13 protein-coding genes are annotated in these 16,194 nt (G+C 70.5%); 4 read left to right on the forward strand and 9 right to left on the reverse strand.

The window, feature by feature from the left end; all coding sequences use genetic code 11:
• Positions 1-74: 74 nt before the first annotated feature.
• Positions 75-1,259, reverse strand: a complete 1,185-nt coding sequence (locus MEBOL_RS32995; RefSeq protein WP_245919041.1) for an efflux RND transporter periplasmic adaptor subunit — start codon at positions 1,257-1,259, stop codon at positions 75-77.
• Positions 1,247-2,629: a TolC family protein gene (locus tag MEBOL_RS33000; RefSeq protein WP_095981159.1), complete on the reverse strand. Its 1,383-nt coding sequence runs from the start codon at positions 2,627-2,629 to the stop codon at positions 1,247-1,249. Before MEBOL_RS33000 ends, MEBOL_RS32995 begins: the two co-directional genes overlap by 13 nt.
• A gap of 116 nt (positions 2,630-2,745) precedes the next feature.
• Between MEBOL_RS33000 and MEBOL_RS33005 the strand changes: the two genes are divergently transcribed.
• On the forward strand, positions 2,746-3,195 hold the full coding sequence (locus MEBOL_RS33005; protein ID WP_245919043.1) for a MarR family winged helix-turn-helix transcriptional regulator: 450 nt from the start codon (positions 2,746-2,748) through the stop codon (positions 3,193-3,195).
• Here MEBOL_RS33005 and MEBOL_RS42230 read toward each other — a convergent pair.
• The 4 genes from MEBOL_RS42230 to MEBOL_RS33025 all read right to left on the reverse strand — a co-directional run bounded on the left by MEBOL_RS42230 (position 3,192) and on the right by MEBOL_RS33025 (position 6,893).
• Positions 3,192-4,418 carry a hypothetical protein gene (locus MEBOL_RS42230; RefSeq protein ID WP_179956335.1) on the reverse strand — a complete coding sequence of 409 codons (1,227 nt, stop codon included), beginning with the start codon at positions 4,416-4,418 and terminating at the stop codon, positions 3,192-3,194. The two genes, MEBOL_RS33005 and MEBOL_RS42230, sit on opposite strands and share 4 nt — an antisense overlap.
• A 99-nt stretch (positions 4,419-4,517) precedes the next feature.
• Positions 4,518-4,919 (reverse strand): DUF3037 domain-containing protein, encoded by a 402-nt coding sequence (locus tag MEBOL_RS33015; RefSeq protein WP_095981162.1) that lies wholly within the window; start codon positions 4,917-4,919, stop codon positions 4,518-4,520.
• Complete coding sequence (locus MEBOL_RS33020; protein WP_179956336.1) at positions 4,897-5,685, reverse strand: HipA family kinase; 789 nt, start codon at positions 5,683-5,685, stop codon at positions 4,897-4,899. Before MEBOL_RS33020 ends, MEBOL_RS33015 begins: the two co-directional genes overlap by 23 nt.
• Before the next feature lie 47 nt (positions 5,686-5,732).
• Positions 5,733-6,893, reverse strand: a complete 1,161-nt coding sequence (locus MEBOL_RS33025) for a type II CAAX endopeptidase family protein (RefSeq protein ID WP_245919045.1) — start codon at positions 6,891-6,893, stop codon at positions 5,733-5,735.
• A 157-nt stretch (positions 6,894-7,050) separates the two neighbouring features.
• Here MEBOL_RS33025 and MEBOL_RS33030 point away from each other — a divergent pair, with 157 nt between their 5' ends.
• From MEBOL_RS33030 to MEBOL_RS33040, 3 genes are read left to right on the forward strand one after another with little or no spacing between them, the layout of a single operon-like run.
• A complete protein-coding gene (locus MEBOL_RS33030; protein ID WP_245919047.1) occupies positions 7,051-8,409 on the forward strand; it encodes a hypothetical protein in 1,359 nt (452 codons plus the stop codon).
• On the forward strand, positions 8,410-9,585 hold the full coding sequence (locus MEBOL_RS33035; RefSeq protein ID WP_095981164.1) for a cytochrome c3 family protein: 1,176 nt from the start codon (positions 8,410-8,412) through the stop codon (positions 9,583-9,585). It abuts the gene before it with no gap.
• Complete coding sequence (locus MEBOL_RS33040) at positions 9,585-10,019, forward strand: Ig-like domain-containing domain (protein ID WP_245919049.1); 435 nt, start codon at positions 9,585-9,587, stop codon at positions 10,017-10,019. Before MEBOL_RS33035 ends, MEBOL_RS33040 begins: the two co-directional genes overlap by 1 nt.
• 19 nt (positions 10,020-10,038) lie before the next feature.
• On the opposite strand, the gene MEBOL_RS33045 is transcribed toward MEBOL_RS33040, so the two are convergent.
• The 3 genes from MEBOL_RS33045 to MEBOL_RS33055 form a co-directional block, all read right to left on the reverse strand.
• Positions 10,039-12,591, reverse strand: coding sequence for a 1-acyl-sn-glycerol-3-phosphate acyltransferase (locus MEBOL_RS33045; protein ID WP_095983152.1), 2,553 nt, complete (start codon positions 12,589-12,591; stop codon positions 10,039-10,041).
• A gap of 33 nt (positions 12,592-12,624) precedes the next feature.
• Positions 12,625-14,343: an arginine--tRNA ligase gene (gene argS, locus MEBOL_RS33050; RefSeq protein ID WP_095981166.1), complete on the reverse strand. Its 1,719-nt coding sequence runs from the start codon at positions 14,341-14,343 to the stop codon at positions 12,625-12,627.
• An 85-nt stretch (positions 14,344-14,428) separates the two neighbouring features.
• Positions 14,429-16,108 carry an ATP-binding response regulator gene (locus tag MEBOL_RS33055; protein ID WP_095981167.1) on the reverse strand — a complete coding sequence of 560 codons (1,680 nt, stop codon included), beginning with the start codon at positions 16,106-16,108 and terminating at the stop codon, positions 14,429-14,431.
• Between the last annotated feature and the right edge of the window lie 86 nt (positions 16,109-16,194).

Genomic DNA, 16,194 nt, shown 5'->3' on the forward strand with positions numbered 1-16,194 from the left:
CCTCATTCTCTCGGCGGTGCCTGGACCCCCGCGGAGGATCGCGGGGAGTCCGGGCTCACGCGGTTGCTTTGGGACTAGCGGCTGCCACCAGCGATCCCGCCGCTGGCTCGGACTTCCTTGTCGGCCTTCACGGACGGCGCCGAGGCCCCGGCGGCGGTGGGCTGCTTCACCTTCACCGCCGCGCCATCGCGCAGCGCCTGCAGCGAGCTGACCGCCACGCGATCACCCACCTTGAGGCCGCCCTCCACCACGTAGGACATGGCGCCGAGCGTGCCCAGCTGCACGGGCCGGCGCTCCACCACCGTCTTGCCGTCCTTGTCCGTCACCACGAGGGCGAAGGGCTGGCCGCTCTGGCGCACCACGGCGAGCGCGGGCAGCTGCAGGGCCTCGCGGGTGGCGTAGATGAGGCGCGCGCGCACCAGCTCGCTCGGGCGCAGGCCCACGGTGTTGCGGAAGGCGGCCTTGACCTCCACCAGCTGCGTGCGCGGATCCGCCAGCGGGGCCACGAAGAAGACGGGGCTGGTGAGCAGCAGCTTGCCCTGGGAGTCGAGGATCTCCAGCGGCGTGTCCAGGCGCAGCGAACGGGCGCGCTCGGCGGGAACCGCCACGCTCACTTCCAATACGTCCGCCTGGGCGATGCTGGTGAGCGGGGTGGTGGCCCCCACGAAGTCTCCGAGCCGCACGAGCACGTCACCCACCGTGCCGGAGAAGGGGGCGCGCACGGTGAGGAACTGCAACTGCACCGCGCGCTGGGTCTCCTGGGCCGCCGCGGCGCGCGTGCTGGCCTCGAGCGCGTCCACCTGGGCGCGCGCCTGCTCCAGCTCCTGGGCGCTCGCCAGCCCCTCCTTATAGAGGGACTCGATGCGCGCGCGGGTGCGGCGCGACTGCTCCAGGTTCACCTCGGACGAGGTGCGCTGGGCGCGGGCGCTGTCGAGCGCGGCGCTCGCCTCGCGCGAGTCCACGTCCAGCAGCGGCGCGCCCTGTTCCACCTTCTGGCCGGGCTTCACGTGGATGTGGCGCACGTAGCCGGCCACCTGCGGCAGCACGGTGATGCTCTGCCGCGACATGAGCGTGCCCAGGTACTCGCCGGTGTCGCGCACCTCGCCGGGCACCAGCTGCACCACGTCGACTTCCCGGGGCGGCGGCGCGGCCTTGGCGGCCGGCTTGCTCCCGCAGGCCGAGGCTCCCAGCAACAGCGCGGCACCCCAGACTCCCATCATCATCGCCTTCAGGGGGCGTCCCTCTTTCACCAATCGCACCGGGCCTCCGTCAAGAATGCGTCCAGGCGTGCCTGGACAAGCTCGAATTCACGCAATGCCAACGACAGCTCCGCTTGCCGCAGGGCCGCGCCGCTCTGCACCAGCTCCAGACTGCTACCGCGGCCCACTTCGTAGGCGCGGCGGGTGAGCTGGTCCGTCTTCGCCGCCAGCTCTCGCGATTCCGCCGAGGTCTTCACCAGGGACTCGGCCACGCCCACGTTGCGCTGGGCGCGCGTCACCTCTACCTGCACGTTGCGTCGCGTGTTCTCCAGGGATTCGGCCGCCTGCCGCTCGATGCCCGTCCGCTCGCGCACCAAGCCTCCCCGCAGGCCGCCTTCCCACAGGGGCATGGACAGCACGGCGGCGATGCTCCAGGTGGCCAGCCGCGCCGGAGCGGGATCCGAGGTGGTGTAGCCCGTGAGGTTGCTGCTCAGTCCGAGTGTGGGCAGGTAGCCCGCGGTCGCCTGTTGGCGGCTGTCCCGCGTGGAGGTGAGCTGGGTGCGCGCGGCTTCCACGTCCGCGCGCTCGCCCGTGTCGCGCAGGGGCGCGCACTCCTTCTGGCTTTCCTCCACCAGGCCCTGGAGCTGGAAGGACGGGCTCACTCCCACCTCCTGGGGCAGACCCACGGCGAGGCCCAGCGCCTCCCGCGTGCGGCGCAGCTGCTCGTCGCCGGAGATGAGGGCCTGGCGCGCCACTTCCACGTCCTGGCGCACCCGCACCACGTCCAGTTGCGTGCCAGAGCCCAGCTCGAAGGAGCGCTGGGTGAGCGCCGCGCGCTCGAGGGCCCGCAGCAGGCCCACGCGGTTGATCTCGGCGGAGCGCTCGGCGGCCACGGCGGCCACGAGCGTGCGCGCCAGTCCCAGGGTGAGGCGGCGTTGCGTGTCCCGCAGGCTCGCCCGGGCGCTGTCGCTGGCGGCCGAGGCGGAGGACAGCCCTCGCCAGGCACCCACATCCACCAGCGATTGGGTCAGGGACGCCGTTCCGCTCACCAGCGGCACCGTGGGGACGGGCTGACCCGCCTGGGCGATGATGGGCGCGCCCGTGAGGCCCACGGCCAGATCCGGGTGGAGGAGATCCTCCGAGACCCCCAGGGACAGGCGCGCGTTGGGCAGCAGCAGCGACAGGGACTGGCGCCAACGGCCCTGGGCGCGCTCCACGTTCGCCTCCGCGGTCCGCAGATCCGTGGAGCGCTCACGCACCAGCCCGAGTGCTTCCTGCCAGGAGCCCACCTGCCGGGGGGCCGGGGGCGCGGGGGCGAGCATGGGGTCGTTCACCTGCGCCTGAAAGGGAGGGGGGGCGGCGGTGGGATCCTGGGCCAGGGCCGGAGCCGCGGTGAGCGACAACAGGAACAGGGCGAAGCGCGAGGACATACCGGTCAAGACACCCAAGGACGACGAGGGAGGCACGCTGTCCGGGAGCCTCCAGCAGCGCGGCATGCGGTCTGCGGTTGACAACTATTGTCGACCGCAACCATTGTGTATGTCAAATGACCCTCGTTGAGCAAGTAAGTTCGCTGCGCCGCGGCATTCACCGGTTGATGAATCGCCAGTTGAACGCGCAGACGCGGCGGCCCATCCATCACCTCGTCGCCCTCAAGGTCATCGCCCTGGGGGAGGTGCGCAGTCAGGTGGAGCTGGCCGAGCGGCTCTCGATCGACGCGCCCGCGGCGAGCCGGCTCGTGGACCGCCTGGTGGAGGATGGGCTGGTGACGCGGAGTGCGGGTGAGAACCGACGCTGCGTGAAGCTCCAGGTGACCCACTCGGTGTGGCCGGAGGTGGAAATCCTGGGCGAGGCGGCACGCCGGGTGGACGCGGAGGTGGGCAGGCACCTGTCCGCCGAGGAAATGGGCGAGCTCCGGCGCCTGCTGGACAAGCTCCTGGCGTCACTCGCCCAGAATACGGTCGTCCCCGAGAAGCACGCGGAGAGCGAGCGCTAGCGGGCCCGCACGCGGGTGGTGGCCAGGCCCAGGTGCAGGGTGTCGAACACCTCGGGAGGCGCGGCGGCCGTCACGCGCAGCAGGGCCTTGCCGGTGGGATGGAGCGACACCTCGAAGAGGAAGGGCTTGCCGTTGCGGGTCGCGGTCCCGGTGAAGTGGGTGATGTCCGCCGGTCCGGGCTCCGAGGGCTCGGTCTCCTGGAAGTCGGGGAAGCGGGTGCGCAGGTCGTGCAGCGCCACTTCCTTCGCCTCGCGGACGTCGGCGATCTCCTCCGGGTTGTCGCGGATGGCCACCAGCAGGTGTCCATTGAGCTCCGGGTGGGACAACCACAGGTCCGTGGGGGCATCCAGGGCGCCGGGGCTGCCGGCCTTGTGGCGGTACCACCCATCCGAGGGGATGGGCAGGCTGTAGGGGTGCCGGTTTCCCGCGAGGGTGTCCTCCTGGGTGAGGGGGCGGCCCTCGAGGTCTGGCCGCAGCGCGATCCGCGCCCGTTCATCCAGGGATTGGTTGGCGGAGAGCTTCAGGAAGCCGACGACCTCCACCGCGCCACTGAGCATCACCGCCGTGAGGCCCACTCCCGCGAGGGTGGAGGAGGGCTTGCCCCAGACGAGCACCAGCACGCCGCAGGAGAAGGCGAACACGACGAGCGTGAAGAGGAACTGGGCCTGGTAGAGGCTGATGCCTCCGAACAGGAACATGCCCACCACCAGTCGCACGAGCGCGAGGGTCCGCAGGTGCGTCTTTCCCTGGAGGAAGCCAATTCCCAGCAGCGCGTCCACGCCCACGCCCACGAGCGTTCCCGCGAGCTGCACGGCCCGGAGTGGGCCATCCGACGACAACGAGGGGAGGAAGAGGAACTCGAACAGGTGGAGCGCGGCGTTGATGAGCAGGATGGCGCCGCCGAGTCCCAGCGTGGAGGCTGGCTGGGGGCTGGCGGCGACCTGGGGCTCCACCGCGCGCATGCGCTCCGGGAGGGGGGCGGTGCCCAGGTCGGGGATGTACTCCACGGTGGGCACGAATTCCCCCGCGGGGGCGGGTGCCGCGGCGTGGGCGGAGGCCGCCACGGCGGCGGCTCTCACGGGAGCGGCACGGGGAGGAGGCGTGGGGGCCGCCACGGGCGCGCGAGGCGCCGCCGAGGTCCGGCCACAGCGGGGACACAGGCTCTGGGCCCGGGGCCGGTGCTTGAGACCGCAGTGGGGGCAGATGGTCCAGGCAGCGTCCACGGTATCCCTTCCTGGTCGTCCTTGGCTCTGGGGGCGCACCCAAGGACGATGCCCGATTTGTAGCAGACCTCGGGGGTCGGGCGGTAGCGGGTCCCCGGCTCAAGGGGCGCGCGTGGGCATCCGCACCATGCACTTCATGAGGTGCTCGAGCGCCTGGGCGGGATCCTCGCAGAGGCCGGAATGGACCGGGCCCGTCTGGATCATCGTGCTGCGGGGCGCCACGAGCCAGTGGAAGCGCTCCTTCTGTGGCAGTTGGCCGACGGGGCCCGCCTTGCGTCCGCCCGCGCACAGCCGGGGGATGGACTCCAGGTGCTCGCGCAGCAGCTCCACGGGGGTGCCTGGCGCGAGCGCCTCGAGCCGGAGCGGATCCAGCTCCACCCGGGCGTCGAGGTAGCGGCGGGTGAGGCAATAGAGGATGACGCCCGCGTTGATGAACTCCTCGCGCTCCACGCGGGGCACGACGCGGATGATGGCGTAATCAAACGAGCTGGGCGCGGGCACGCTCGGCCTCCTCGAGGAACGCGGGCGCCGCTTGCAGGCGCTCGAGCAGGAAGGTGGCGTAGGCCTCGCGGTGGGCCTCCACCGTGGCGAAGCGCGGCTCCACCGTGGGTCCGAGCCAGGCGTCCGGCACACACGCGACGACGCGCCGGATGACCTCCGGTGTCACGCGCTCGCGCAGGGCGGCCTGGGCGGCGGACAGCTCGGAGGCCCAGGGCAGCAGCACGTGGTCGCGCACCGGGGCGAAGCGGCCGCGGGCGCGCTCCAGGTAGTCGTCCCACGCGTGATGGAAGTACAGGGACGCGCCGTGATCGATGACCCACAGGGCGCGGTGCCAGCACAGCAGGTTCGGGTTCCGGGGCGTGCGGTCCACGTTCGTCACGTAGGCGTCGAAGCACACGATGGCCGAGGCCTCGGCGGCCGGAGGGGGCGGGCCCACCGTGGGATCGAACGTGATGGAGCCCGGCAGGTAGTCCATGGCCAGGTTGAGGCCGGCGCTGGCCTTGATGAGATCGCGGATCTCCCCATCCGGCTCGGCGCGGCCCAGGGCGGGATCCAGCTCCATGAGCACCAGCTCCGGCACGCGCAGGCCCAGGGCCCGGCCCAGCTCGCCGGAGAGGATCTCCGCCACGAGCGCCTTGATGCCCTGGCCCGCTCCGCGGAACTTGAGGACGTACATGCCCGAGTCCTCCGCCTCGACGATGGCCGGGCAGGAGCCGCCCTCGCGCAGGGGTGTGACGTAACGGGTCGCGTGGAGGGTTCTCAACATGGGGATTCCTTGGGCACGGGCTTCATCCTGGGCGTTCTCTTTCTGAATCAGGGACTCGCGTCCCGCGTCTGCCGGGACTGCCTCGCCCGCTCCTGGGTGTACTGCCCCAGGGGGACTTCTCCCCGGCGGGCGCGCACCCGGAGCTCGTACAGGGCGGCGCGCTCGGCGTGCAAGGCATCCGGCGCTTCCTCGGGGACGGGCTTGAGCCGGTAGCGCAGATCGATCTGGCTCAACTGCACGCCCAGCGGATCCAATCCCACGTACGCCCCCAGCGACACCGCCGCCGCCAGCATCCAGGGGAAGGCGAGCCGCATGAGCCGCGCGAAGGGCTCCAGGTGCACGGGAGGCTCGGGCGCCTCGTGTTCCCTCTCTGGACGGAGGGGGCCGCCCAGCAGGCCCGGGAAGCGCTCCGCTGCGGCCAGCAGGCCCATCAACACGCCACACCCCACGACCGTGAGGAGCACCACGCCCATTCCCTCTCCCTGGGACGCCGTCTGCCGCGCGGGCGCTTCCATGCCCCGGGCGCTGAAGAACAACGCCAGGGACACGAGGTTGTTGGCCGCGTGCGCGAGGATGCCCGGCCACAGCGAGCCGGTGCGCCACAGGAGCCAGCCGAACAGCAGCCCCAGCTCCACGCGTGCCAGGAAGCCCATCCGGTCCAGGTGGAAGGCGCTGAAGATGACCGCGGAGACGGCGAGGGCACGCCAGGGCGGGCCGCCTCGTCCCCGGAGCCCCTGGAAGAACACGCCCCGGAAGTAGAACTCCTCGCAGATGGGCGCCACCAACCCGACGCCCGCCCCGATGAGGGCCAGCTCCAGCGAGGACTGCCCGAGGAAGAGGCCCGCCACGTCATAGTCCTGCCAGTCCCGGGGCAGCAGCTTCTGGGCCACGTACTGCAGGGGCGCGACGACGCCCGCGAAGTTGGCCAGTCCGAGGGCGAACCCGAAGGCCGCCATCGCCGGAGTGCCCGCCGACAGCCCCGTGTAGCGCGCGGGCTCCCGGCCGGTGGCGCGCAGCACGTACCAACCTCCTCCGAGGAAGACGAAGAACTGGGTGAACCACACCCCGAAGGCCAGGTTGAGCAACTGCACCGGCGAGGCGAGCAGGAAGGCCACGAAGATGCCCATCGTGGCGAAGGCCGCCACGCCCACGGGACTCAAGGGGCCGCCGCCGGGGGGCCGTGGGGGAGGGGAGCTGACGTCTTCCACCGAAGATCTCCAACCGCGAGGGAAAGTGGTCAAAACACGACGCACCCGGAAAAGTCGCACCTATAATGCTCATACTTTGATGCCCTTCCCTGAACGAACACGGCAACGGCTGCGAGGTGGTCCGTGGCGAGTACCCGCCCAGGCGGGTCTGCTGTCGGTGCTGCTGGGATCGGGGACGGCCTCGGCCTCGGCCTTCCAGGTGGAAGCCCGCACGGAGGCCCAGGCCTACCAGTTGCGCTCCTACCGGCAGGCCTCTCCGAGCGACCCCGTGTTGCTGCCTCGCCGGAGGATCGTCCAGTACCTGGGGCTCACCGGGTATGAGCTCGTCACCGGGCAGGATCTGGGCTTCGAGTCCAGCCTGCGCCTCTTCGCGGACCTGGGCCTGCCGCGGGGTGAGGCGGCGAAGATCGATGGCTTGCGCTCGGAGGACGCGGACCTGCTCTACGCCTTCGTGCGCTACGGGGTGGGGGGCATCGAGGGCAAGCTGGGGCGTCAGTTGTACGTGGACGTGGCGGACATGCTCGCCTTCGACGGCCTGAGCGTGCGCTACATGAGTCCCCGGGGCATTGGCGCCGAGGTGTACGGCGGACTGTGGGTGAAGGGGGCGGGCTTCCTGTCCTCGTCGGTGTACCAGCCGGATGGCACGCGCGAGAGCGATGTGCGCCGCCTGGATCAAGGCGTGGCCGGAGCGGACCCGACGCTCACGGCGCTCGAGCCGATGTATGGCGCGAAGCTGCTCGTGGAGAACCTGCGGGGGGTGTCCGCCTCGCTGGGCTATCGCCGGGCCGTGGTGGACGGCAAGACGGACATCGAGCGCGCCACGGTGGAGGCGCGTTATGGCCAGGGCCTGGGGCCGAGTGCCATCGCCGGAGTGGATTTCGATCTCGTGCAGCTCAAGCTGGCCCAGGCCCGCGCCCAGGTGCGCTGGGACGGGGAGACGCTGGCGGTGAGTGGCGAGGCGCTTCGGCTCTCGCCCGTCTTCTCCGCGGACTCCATCTGGTACTGGTTCGCCTACGCGCCCCGGGACGAGGCGCGCGTGCGCGTGGACTACTTCCCGCGCGGCCCGCTGCGCTACTACGTGCAGGCCGTGGGCAGCCTCTACCACACGGTCATCAACGACTCGCTGCAACTGGCGCGGGTGGACCTGTCCCAGGGACAGCCCTCGAACACCGTGGGCGGCTCGGCGGGTGCGTCGCTGCGGCGCGAGCGGCTCCGCTCGGCGGTGGACGTGTCCTACCGCCGGGGCTTCGGAGGCTCGCAGCTCTGGGCGGACCTCACCGCGGGCTACGGCTTCGGCGAGGGCCACTTCACCCTGGATGGACGCCTGTCCGCGGCGCGCATCCAGGACGGTTTCAACCCGCTGCTCGAGGGCACCTTCCTGGGCGCGCAGGTGTGGGCCAGCCAGGCGCTGTCTCGCGCCGCCCGCCTGTCGCTGGTGCTCGAGCACAACGTGAATCCCTACACGCGGTGGGACTCCAAGGTGTTCTTCCTCTTCGACCTGAAGGCGAGCCTGTAGATGGATCGCACCTCGCGCACCTTCCTGTTCCTGGCCGCGCTGTCCCTGCTGGTGGGGGGCGGCCTCGCGTGGGCCACCACCGCCCGTGAGCGCAGCCTCGCCATCTACCCCACCCAGCGCATCCCCCTGCGCTTCGATCACCAGCAGCACCTCGCCGCGGGGGCCGAGTGCGCCACCTGCCACGACTCCGTCCGGGGTAGCGCTTCCTCCAAGGATCGCAACCTGCCGGGCCACGAGGAGTGTGGCACCTGCCATGACATCGACGCGGCGAAGAAGGGCGAGAAGACGGATCCGCCCTCGGCCTGCAACACGTGCCACCCGGGCTTCGACGCCACGGTGCGCCTGGAGCCGGCCAAACTGGAGATGCCCGCCGCCAACCTGCACTTCAACCACCAGGTGCACGTGAAGAAGAACGTGGACTGCGCGGTGTGCCACGGCGCCATGGAGGAGGTGCAGCTCGCCACCCGGCAGCAACTGCCGAAGATGGCCACCTGCCTCAAGTGCCACGACGGCAACGCGGCGTCCAAGGCGTGCGGCACCTGCCACCTCTCGCAGCCCTCGGGGCGGTTGCAGCTCACCTTCCCCTCGGGCGTGTTGCGGCCCATGCAGGGAGATCCGCTCGGCCTGGACCACGGGCCTCGCTACGAGTTCACCCACGGCAGCCGCGCGTCGGTCGACCGGAACACCTGCATGTCCTGCCACGCCGAGTCCTACTGCCAGACGTGCCACGACTCGCTGCAGAAGCCCCTGTCGGTGCACCCCAACGACTTCATCACCCTGCACCCCATCCAGGCGCGCCAGGACTCCACGCGCTGCTCCAACTGCCACCGCACCCAGTCCTTCTGCGCCGCGTGCCACGAGCGCTCGGGCGTGGGCCAGAACTCGGACCGCTCCCTGCGCGCGCGCAACGTGAAGGTGCACCCGGACTACAACCTGTGGGTGGAGACGCCCGGGCCCCAGCACCACGGCATCGCGGCCTCGCGGGACATGCAGTCGTGCGTGTCCTGCCATCGCGAGGAGTCGTGCATGACGTGTCACTCGGCCAAGGTGGGGCGGCAGATCAACCCCCACCCGACGGGGTTCGCCTTGTCGTGCAAGCGCGTGGCGGCCGCCAATGATCGGCCTTGCCTCAAGTGCCACACCGAGTCGAGTCTCGCCCAGAAGGGGTGCCGCTGATGCGCCGGTTGCTATGGGTGGGCCTGTTGGGGTGTGCCGGGTGCCTGGAGCCCGGGGATCCGTTCCTCTCCGCGGCGGACACGAAGCCCCCGGAGGTGGTGTCCACGGAGCCGGGCCCTGGAGGCACGGTGAGTGCCCGGGGCACGGTGCAGATCCTCTTCTCCGAGCGGATGGAGACGCGCACGCTGCGCCCTGGCATCGCCGTCTTCGAGGGCCGGGTGGAGGTGCCCCTGACGGTGACGGCGCCGCCGGAGCTGGAAGGGGAGGACGGCGTCGAGCGCGGGGACGTGCCCTCGACGATCACCGTGAGCGCCGAGGCGGGGAGCTTCACGCCCGGCACGGCGTACACGCTGGTGCTGCGCACGCTGCTCACGGACTCCCAGGGCAATCCCCTGGCCCAGGAAGTCCGGGTGCCGTTCCGCACGGAGCCGTGAGCCGGGTGCTGCCTCCGGCTCAGCCCTGGTGGCGCAGGTAGCGGCGGATCTCCTCGGCGTAGCTCCGGCACGCCTCCAGGTCGGGCGCCGCGGGGCCGAGCTTGAGCTTCTTGTCCTCCTCCACGAGGTAGCGCTGGTCGAGCATGTAGTGCACCGCGTTCTCCAGCGTCACCTTGGCCAGGGACTCGGCGGCGGTGATGCGGCCCGAGTGGTACTCGGCCCGTCCGAGCTCCAGCGCCTGGCGCACGAAGGCCTTGCGGTCCTGCGCCATGCCCGCGGGCACCTCCGGCAGCGTCAGGGCGGCGATGAGGTAGGCCTCCAGGTAGTCGCGCAGCAGATCCGCCAGGAACTCCAGCTCGGGCCGAGAGTGGGGCTCGGGTGCCACGCCGAGCATGTCGCCGTCGTGGAGCACCAGGCCCATGCGCACCAGCCGCTCCACCACCTCGGAGAAGATGGTGTCGAAGCTCGCGCCCACCCGGTAGATGAACTCCAGCTTGAAGAGGCGCGAGAGCCACAGGGCCCGGGCCTTGACCTCATCGAACGGCGCCGGGAAGCCCACGAGCAGGGCGCTCGCCACGAGGCCGCGCGCCGCCACCAGGTTCATCAGCGTGTTCTTGTAGAAGGACATCTCCCCGCGGCGATCATCCTCCGCCTGGTAGATGACGTCGTTGTGCGCCTTGAGCGTGCGCACCATGCCATCCGAGCAGAAGGTGCGCATGGCGTCCTGGATGGGGCCCATGGCCTCGGGGTGGCTGGGCGAGTCCTTGAGCAGGGCGGCCAGGGGCGCGCGCTCCTCGCCGGCGATGCGGCGCAGGATGTTGATGCGATCCGTGAGCTCGCGGCTCGTCATGCCCCGGCGGCGGTGGGACAGGAGCGCGGCGCTCACCAGGGCGTGGGGCGTCACGGTGGACACCTTGCTGATGCCGTACATGACCCGGTTGCCCAGGGCGCGCACCAGGCCCTTCTTCTGCTCGTCGTTCAGGGGCTGGGCCGGATCGAGCCCACGGCTCTTCATCAGCTCCATGAGCGACAGGGGCTCGTCGAAGGTGAGGTGGATGCGGCCGTAGCTCGAGGCGAGCACCTTGGGCGTGCTCAAGAGCGCCTTGATGTCCTCGGGCTTCTTCTCCCCGCCGGCCAGCTCCTTCGAGTAGCTGCCCGACTCCACCACCTTCTCGTAGTCGATGGAGACGGGCACGAAGATGAGATCATTGCGCGCGCCCTCGAGCACGGACTCCACCTGCCAGGTGAACATGCCGAGCTTGGGCTGCAGGAGCTTGCCGGTGCGCGAGCGGCCGCCCTCGGGGAAGAACTCCTGGTGCACGCCGTCGTGCACGAGCTTCTTCACGTAGGCCTTGAAGGTGGCCGCGTAGATCTTGTCGTCCTTGAAGGAGCGGCGCAGGAAGAAGGCGCCGCAGCGGCGAAGCAGCGGGCCGAGGGGCCAGAAGGACAGGTTGGCGCCCGCGGCGACGAGCGGCACCGCGTAGCCGCGGTTCCAGAGGATCCAGCTCATCACCAGGTAGTCCACGTGGCTCTTGTGCGAGGGGCACAGCACGAGCGGGGCGTGGCTCGCGGCCTTGAGGGCGCGGTTGAGGCCGGCCTCGTCCACCTCGATGCCGTCGTAGATGCGGTGGAAGACCCAGTCGAGCACGGGGGACACGAAGGCGAGCGTGGTGGGGCTGGCCTTGGCGGCGATGGCCTCCAGGTTGCGCCGGGACTGGCGCAGCACGCTCTCGGGGCGGCGGTTGGTTTCGGCGGCCACGGTGTCGAGCGCCTTGCGCAGGGTGCGGTCGCGCAGCGTCTCCTCGAGGATGCGCTCGACGGGCTTTTCCGGGGGCCCGAAGACGGCGCGCGTCTCGCGGGACAGGTGGTGGTGCAGGGCGCTGCGCACCTTGCGCGCGATGACCTCGTCCGAGTCCTGGGGGTTGTCCTCGATGAAGCGCTTGAGGTCGATGGGCTCGCCCACGCGGAACTGCGCGCGGCGGTAGTTGCGGAAGAAGGCCACCATCGAGTGCAGGAAGCCGGGCGCCTCGGGAGAGCCGAAGACGCGGTCCCACACGTTGGGCATGAGGCGCGCGGTGCGCTTCTCCCAGACGAACAGCTCGGGCACGAGGAAGACGGTGCGCTCCTCGCGTCGGGCCATGGCGACCAGGGCGGGGAAGGGGTTCTCCTCGATGTCCTTGCCCGTGGCGCTCAAGAGGGCCGTCTTCTTGAGGAAGATGAGGCCGCTGCCGCCCGTGGCCAGGGCATGGGCGAAGCGCTCCTCGAAGGGGCCGCGCTGCTTGGTGTTGCGGAAGGGCTTGGTGAACCAGGGCCGCAGGTTCACCACGGCGCGCACGAGCGGCAAGCCCCGGCGCACCATGGCCCACGTGAGATAGAGGAAATTGACCCAGGCCGTGGTGCGCATGACGTGCACCACGAAGCCCTTGGCCTGGAGCGCGCGCAACTCGGCCTCCGCCTCGGGAGGAAAGCGCACACCGTCGAAGTAGCGCTGCCCCAGGACCCGGGAGATGGGCCCGAACTCCTTGTTCAACGCCACCTGGTGATCCACGACCGGTGCCAGGACGGTATCCACGTGAGAGCCCCCTTGATCCACGTCTTCCCCTCGTTACATGTTCTCGGGAGTGGCGATGCCCAGCAGCGTCAGGCCGGCCGCGAGCGCCGCGCGAGTCGCGTCCGTGAGCGCCAGCCGAGCCGCCTTCAGCGCGTCATGGCCCTCGAGCACCACGCGCTTGTTCCGGTCCTGGTTGCCCGCCGTGTAGTAGCTGCTGAACGCCGCGGCCAGATCCAGGAGCCAGCGCGCCACGAAGCTCGGCTCCTGCTGCTCGGCGGCCTCCTGCACCACCACGGGCAACCGGGCGATGGCGCGCAGCACGGCCTGCTCCTCGGGCAGGGTGAGCAGGGTGGCGTCGTAGCTCGCCGGCGCGCCGCCGCCCTTGCGCAGGATGTTGCAGGCGCGCGCGTGGGCGTACTGGAGATAGGCGCCCGTGTGCCCGGTGAGGTTGAGCACGTCGTCCCAGTCGAAGGTGTAGTCCGTGCCCCGGCGGTTCTTCAGGTCGCCGAAGAAGATGGCGCCCAGGCCGATCTGCTCGGCGAGCTTCTCCGGGTCGTCCGTCTGGATCTTCCCCTCCTCGATGTTCTTGTCGACGATGGTGCGGGCGCGCGCGCGGGCCTCGTCGAGCACGTCGGTGAGGAGCACCACGTTGCCCTGGCGCGTGCTCATGCCGTGCACGCGGCCGAAGTTCACGTGGACCATCCGGTCCACGAACGAGCGGCCCATGGCCTTGAGCACCCGGAAGAGCTGCCGGAAGTGCAGCGCCTGATCCGTGGCCACCACGTAGAGCGACTTGTCGAAGTGGAAGCGCTCGTGGCGGTCGATCGCCGCCGCCAGGTCGCGCGTGGCGTAGAGCGTGCTGCCGTCGTTCTTCTTGAGGAGCACGGGCGGCTCGTTCTCCTCGTAGGCCAGGTCCACGATGGTGGCGCCCTGGGACTCCTTGACGCCCACCGCGCGGGAGATCTCCTCGATGACGGGCTCCATCTTGCCCTGGTAGAAGCTCTCGCCCTCCATGTGCTCGAACTTCACGCCGAGCCGGGCGTAGATGCGCTCGAAGTCGCGCACGCTCGTCTCGCGGAACTCCTTCCACAGGGTGAGCGCCTCGGCATCCCCGGCCTCCATGCGGCGGAAGAAGTCGCGGGCGCGCTCGTCGAAGGCGGGCTCCTGCTCCGCGCGCTTGTTGGCCTTCACATACACCTGGACCAGGTGCGCCATGTCCTGGCGCTTGTCCGCCTCGCCGTACTCCTGGAAGCCCACGGCGACCAGGCCGAACTGCTTGCCCCAGTCACCCAGGTAGTTGATGCCCTCCACGCGGTAGCCGAGCGCGCGGTGCAGGTTGGCCACGGCGTGGCCGATGACGGTGGAGCGGATGTGGTGGAAGGCGATGGGCTTGGCGATGTTGGGCGACGAGTAGTCCATGACCACCGTCTTGCCCGCGCCCACGTCCGAGCCACCGTAGCGCACGCCCTGGGAACGCGCCGCGTCGATGACCTCGGCGGTGAAGGGCATGGGGGAGAACTTCGCGTTGACGTAGGGGCCCGCGGCGACGATCTCCAGGCCGGGGACCTTCACGCCCTGGGCGAGCGCGGCGGCGATGGCGGGCGGGGCCTTCTTCTGGGCCTTGGCCAGGGGAAAGGTGGGAAACGACAGGTCGCCATGGGCGGGGTCGGCCGGCTTGACCTGGGAGTCGATCTCGGAGGCGGGCACGCCCAGCGACTGGGCGAGCGCCTCGACGAAAGCGGTCCGGTAACGGGAGTAGACGGGAGGGCTCATTGACGCGCGGGATACTAAGCGAAGCTGGGAGGTATCCCGCGCACCTTCTGCACCTTCTCTTCGACGCGATGCGTCGTGAGGCGGTTCAGGAGACCGCGGGGTTGCGGCGGCTCGGACGGACCACGGCGCCCACGGTGTCGAGCAGCCGCGGCAGTTGCAGGGGCTTCTCGAAGAAGCCGTCGATGCGATCCAGTCCCTGGCCCGCGCCCAACGTGGAGACGTCGCTCGCGCCGGAGATGATGTAGACGGCCACGTCGGCGAGCGATTCGGTGCTCCGGATGAAGCGCAGCACGGAGCGCCCATCTTCCTCGCTCAGGCGCAGATCCAACAGCACCATGGCCGGGCGGATGTGCGAGAGGATGGAGCGGGCCTCGGCGGCGCCCGAGGTGGACATCACCCGGTAGCCCTCCTGCTCAAGCACCTGCTGGAGCACCTCGCGGCAGTCCGCGTCGTCCTCGACGAGGAGGATGCCGCCCGCGCGGGGTCCCGCCTGGGAGAGATCGGGCGAGCTGACGGCGCCGGCGAACAGGGGCATCACCATCTGCAGGCTGGTGCCCTCGCCGAGGGTGCTCGAGGCCTCCACGCGGCCGCCGTGCAGCGCCATGATCTTCGCCACCAGGGGCAGGCCGAGGCTGTGGCCCTGGCCGCGCACGCCGGGGCGGTGGAAGGGATCGAAGACGTGCTCCAGGTCCTCGGTGCCGAGGCCGGGGCCGGTGTCCTTCACGGTGAGCAGGGCGAGTCCGTCCTCGCTGCCCACGCGCAGCTCCACGCTGTCGTCGGGCTCGCAGCGGTTGATGCCGCTCTCCACGAGGTTCTGGATGGCCTCGGCGATGCGCTCGCGGTCTCCGCGCACGAAGACCTCGCCGGTGGCGGGGAGGATGAGCTGCACCTTGGACTGCTCGGCGGACGGGGTGAGGGTGCGGATGACCTCCTCGGCCACGGCCTTGAGTCCGAAGGGCCGCTGATTGAGCTGCATCTTGCCGGCCTGGAGCCGGGACATGAGCAGCAGATCATTCACCATGCGCAGCATGCGGTCCGCGCTGCGATCGCACACCTGCACCGCGCGGCGCTGGGCGTCGGAGAGCGCACCGAGCTTCTCGCGCCCCATCATGGCCAGGTACGCCTTGATGGTGGTGAGCGGGTTCTTGAGATCGTGGGACACGTTGCCGAGCAGCTCGTCGCGGCTCTGCTCCAGGGCCTTGAGGCCGGCGATGGCCGTCTGGAGATCCTTGTTACGCCGGGCGCTGTCGTCGCGCAGGCGCGCCACCTCGTAGGCGGCGGAGAGCTGTCCGGCGAGCGCCATGAGGAGCGAGTCCGAGGCCGAGCGGCGCGGGGCGAGGATGGCGAGCACACCGCTGATGCCCTGGGGGCTCTCGAGCGGAACGGCGACGGTTTCCTCGTCGCGCAGGATGGCGCGCTCGGCGAAGGCGCGGCCGATCAGGCCCTCCTCGGGGGTGGCGGCGGTGATGCGCTCGTCATAGCGGCCGCGCACGTGCTCCACGTGCAGTTGGTTGCGCGAGGGGAGGAAGCGCGCCACGTAGCAGGCCTTGGCCTGCAAGAGGGTGTGGATGAGCTGGAGCTGTGCGCGCAGGGCCTCGGTGGGACCCTCGCTGGAGGAGATGTGCCGGGCCATCTCCACGAGCGTGCGCTCGGCGGCCTCGCTCTCCACGGGAGGTTGGGGCTTCACCAGGCGCCGGGGTGGCTTCTTCGGCTCCGGGCGGAGGGTGACGATTTCGGCCAGATGAGGAACCTTCTTCTTGGGCACGGAGCGACCTCGGCAGCCTGGGGTCGATACACTCGACCCACCCGGGAGTGATCCTGCGCCAAGGGGCACCACACAGAAAACCCCCT

It is taken from the genome of Melittangium boletus DSM 14713 (genome assembly GCF_002305855.1).
Taxonomy (GTDB): domain Bacteria; phylum Myxococcota; class Myxococcia; order Myxococcales; family Myxococcaceae; genus Cystobacter; species Cystobacter boletus.

Excerpts from the sequence above, each read along its gene's own strand:
- MEBOL_RS33035 (WP_095981164.1), top strand. The coding sequence starts at position 8,410 with ATGGATCGCACCTCGCGCACCTTCCTGTTCCTGGCCGCGCTGTCCCTG.
- MEBOL_RS33020 (WP_179956336.1), bottom strand. The coding sequence starts at position 5,685 with ATGTTGAGAACCCTCCACGCGACCCGTTACGTCACACCCCTGCGCGAG.
- MEBOL_RS33000 (WP_095981159.1), bottom strand. The coding sequence starts at position 2,629 with ATGTCCTCGCGCTTCGCCCTGTTCCTGTTGTCGCTCACCGCGGCTCCG.
- MEBOL_RS33005 (WP_245919043.1), top strand. The coding sequence starts at position 2,746 with ATGACCCTCGTTGAGCAAGTAAGTTCGCTGCGCCGCGGCATTCACCGG.
- argS (WP_095981166.1), bottom strand. The coding sequence starts at position 14,343 with ATGAGCCCTCCCGTCTACTCCCGTTACCGGACCGCTTTCGTCGAGGCG.
- MEBOL_RS33040 (WP_245919049.1), top strand. The coding sequence starts at position 9,585 with ATGCGCCGGTTGCTATGGGTGGGCCTGTTGGGGTGTGCCGGGTGCCTG.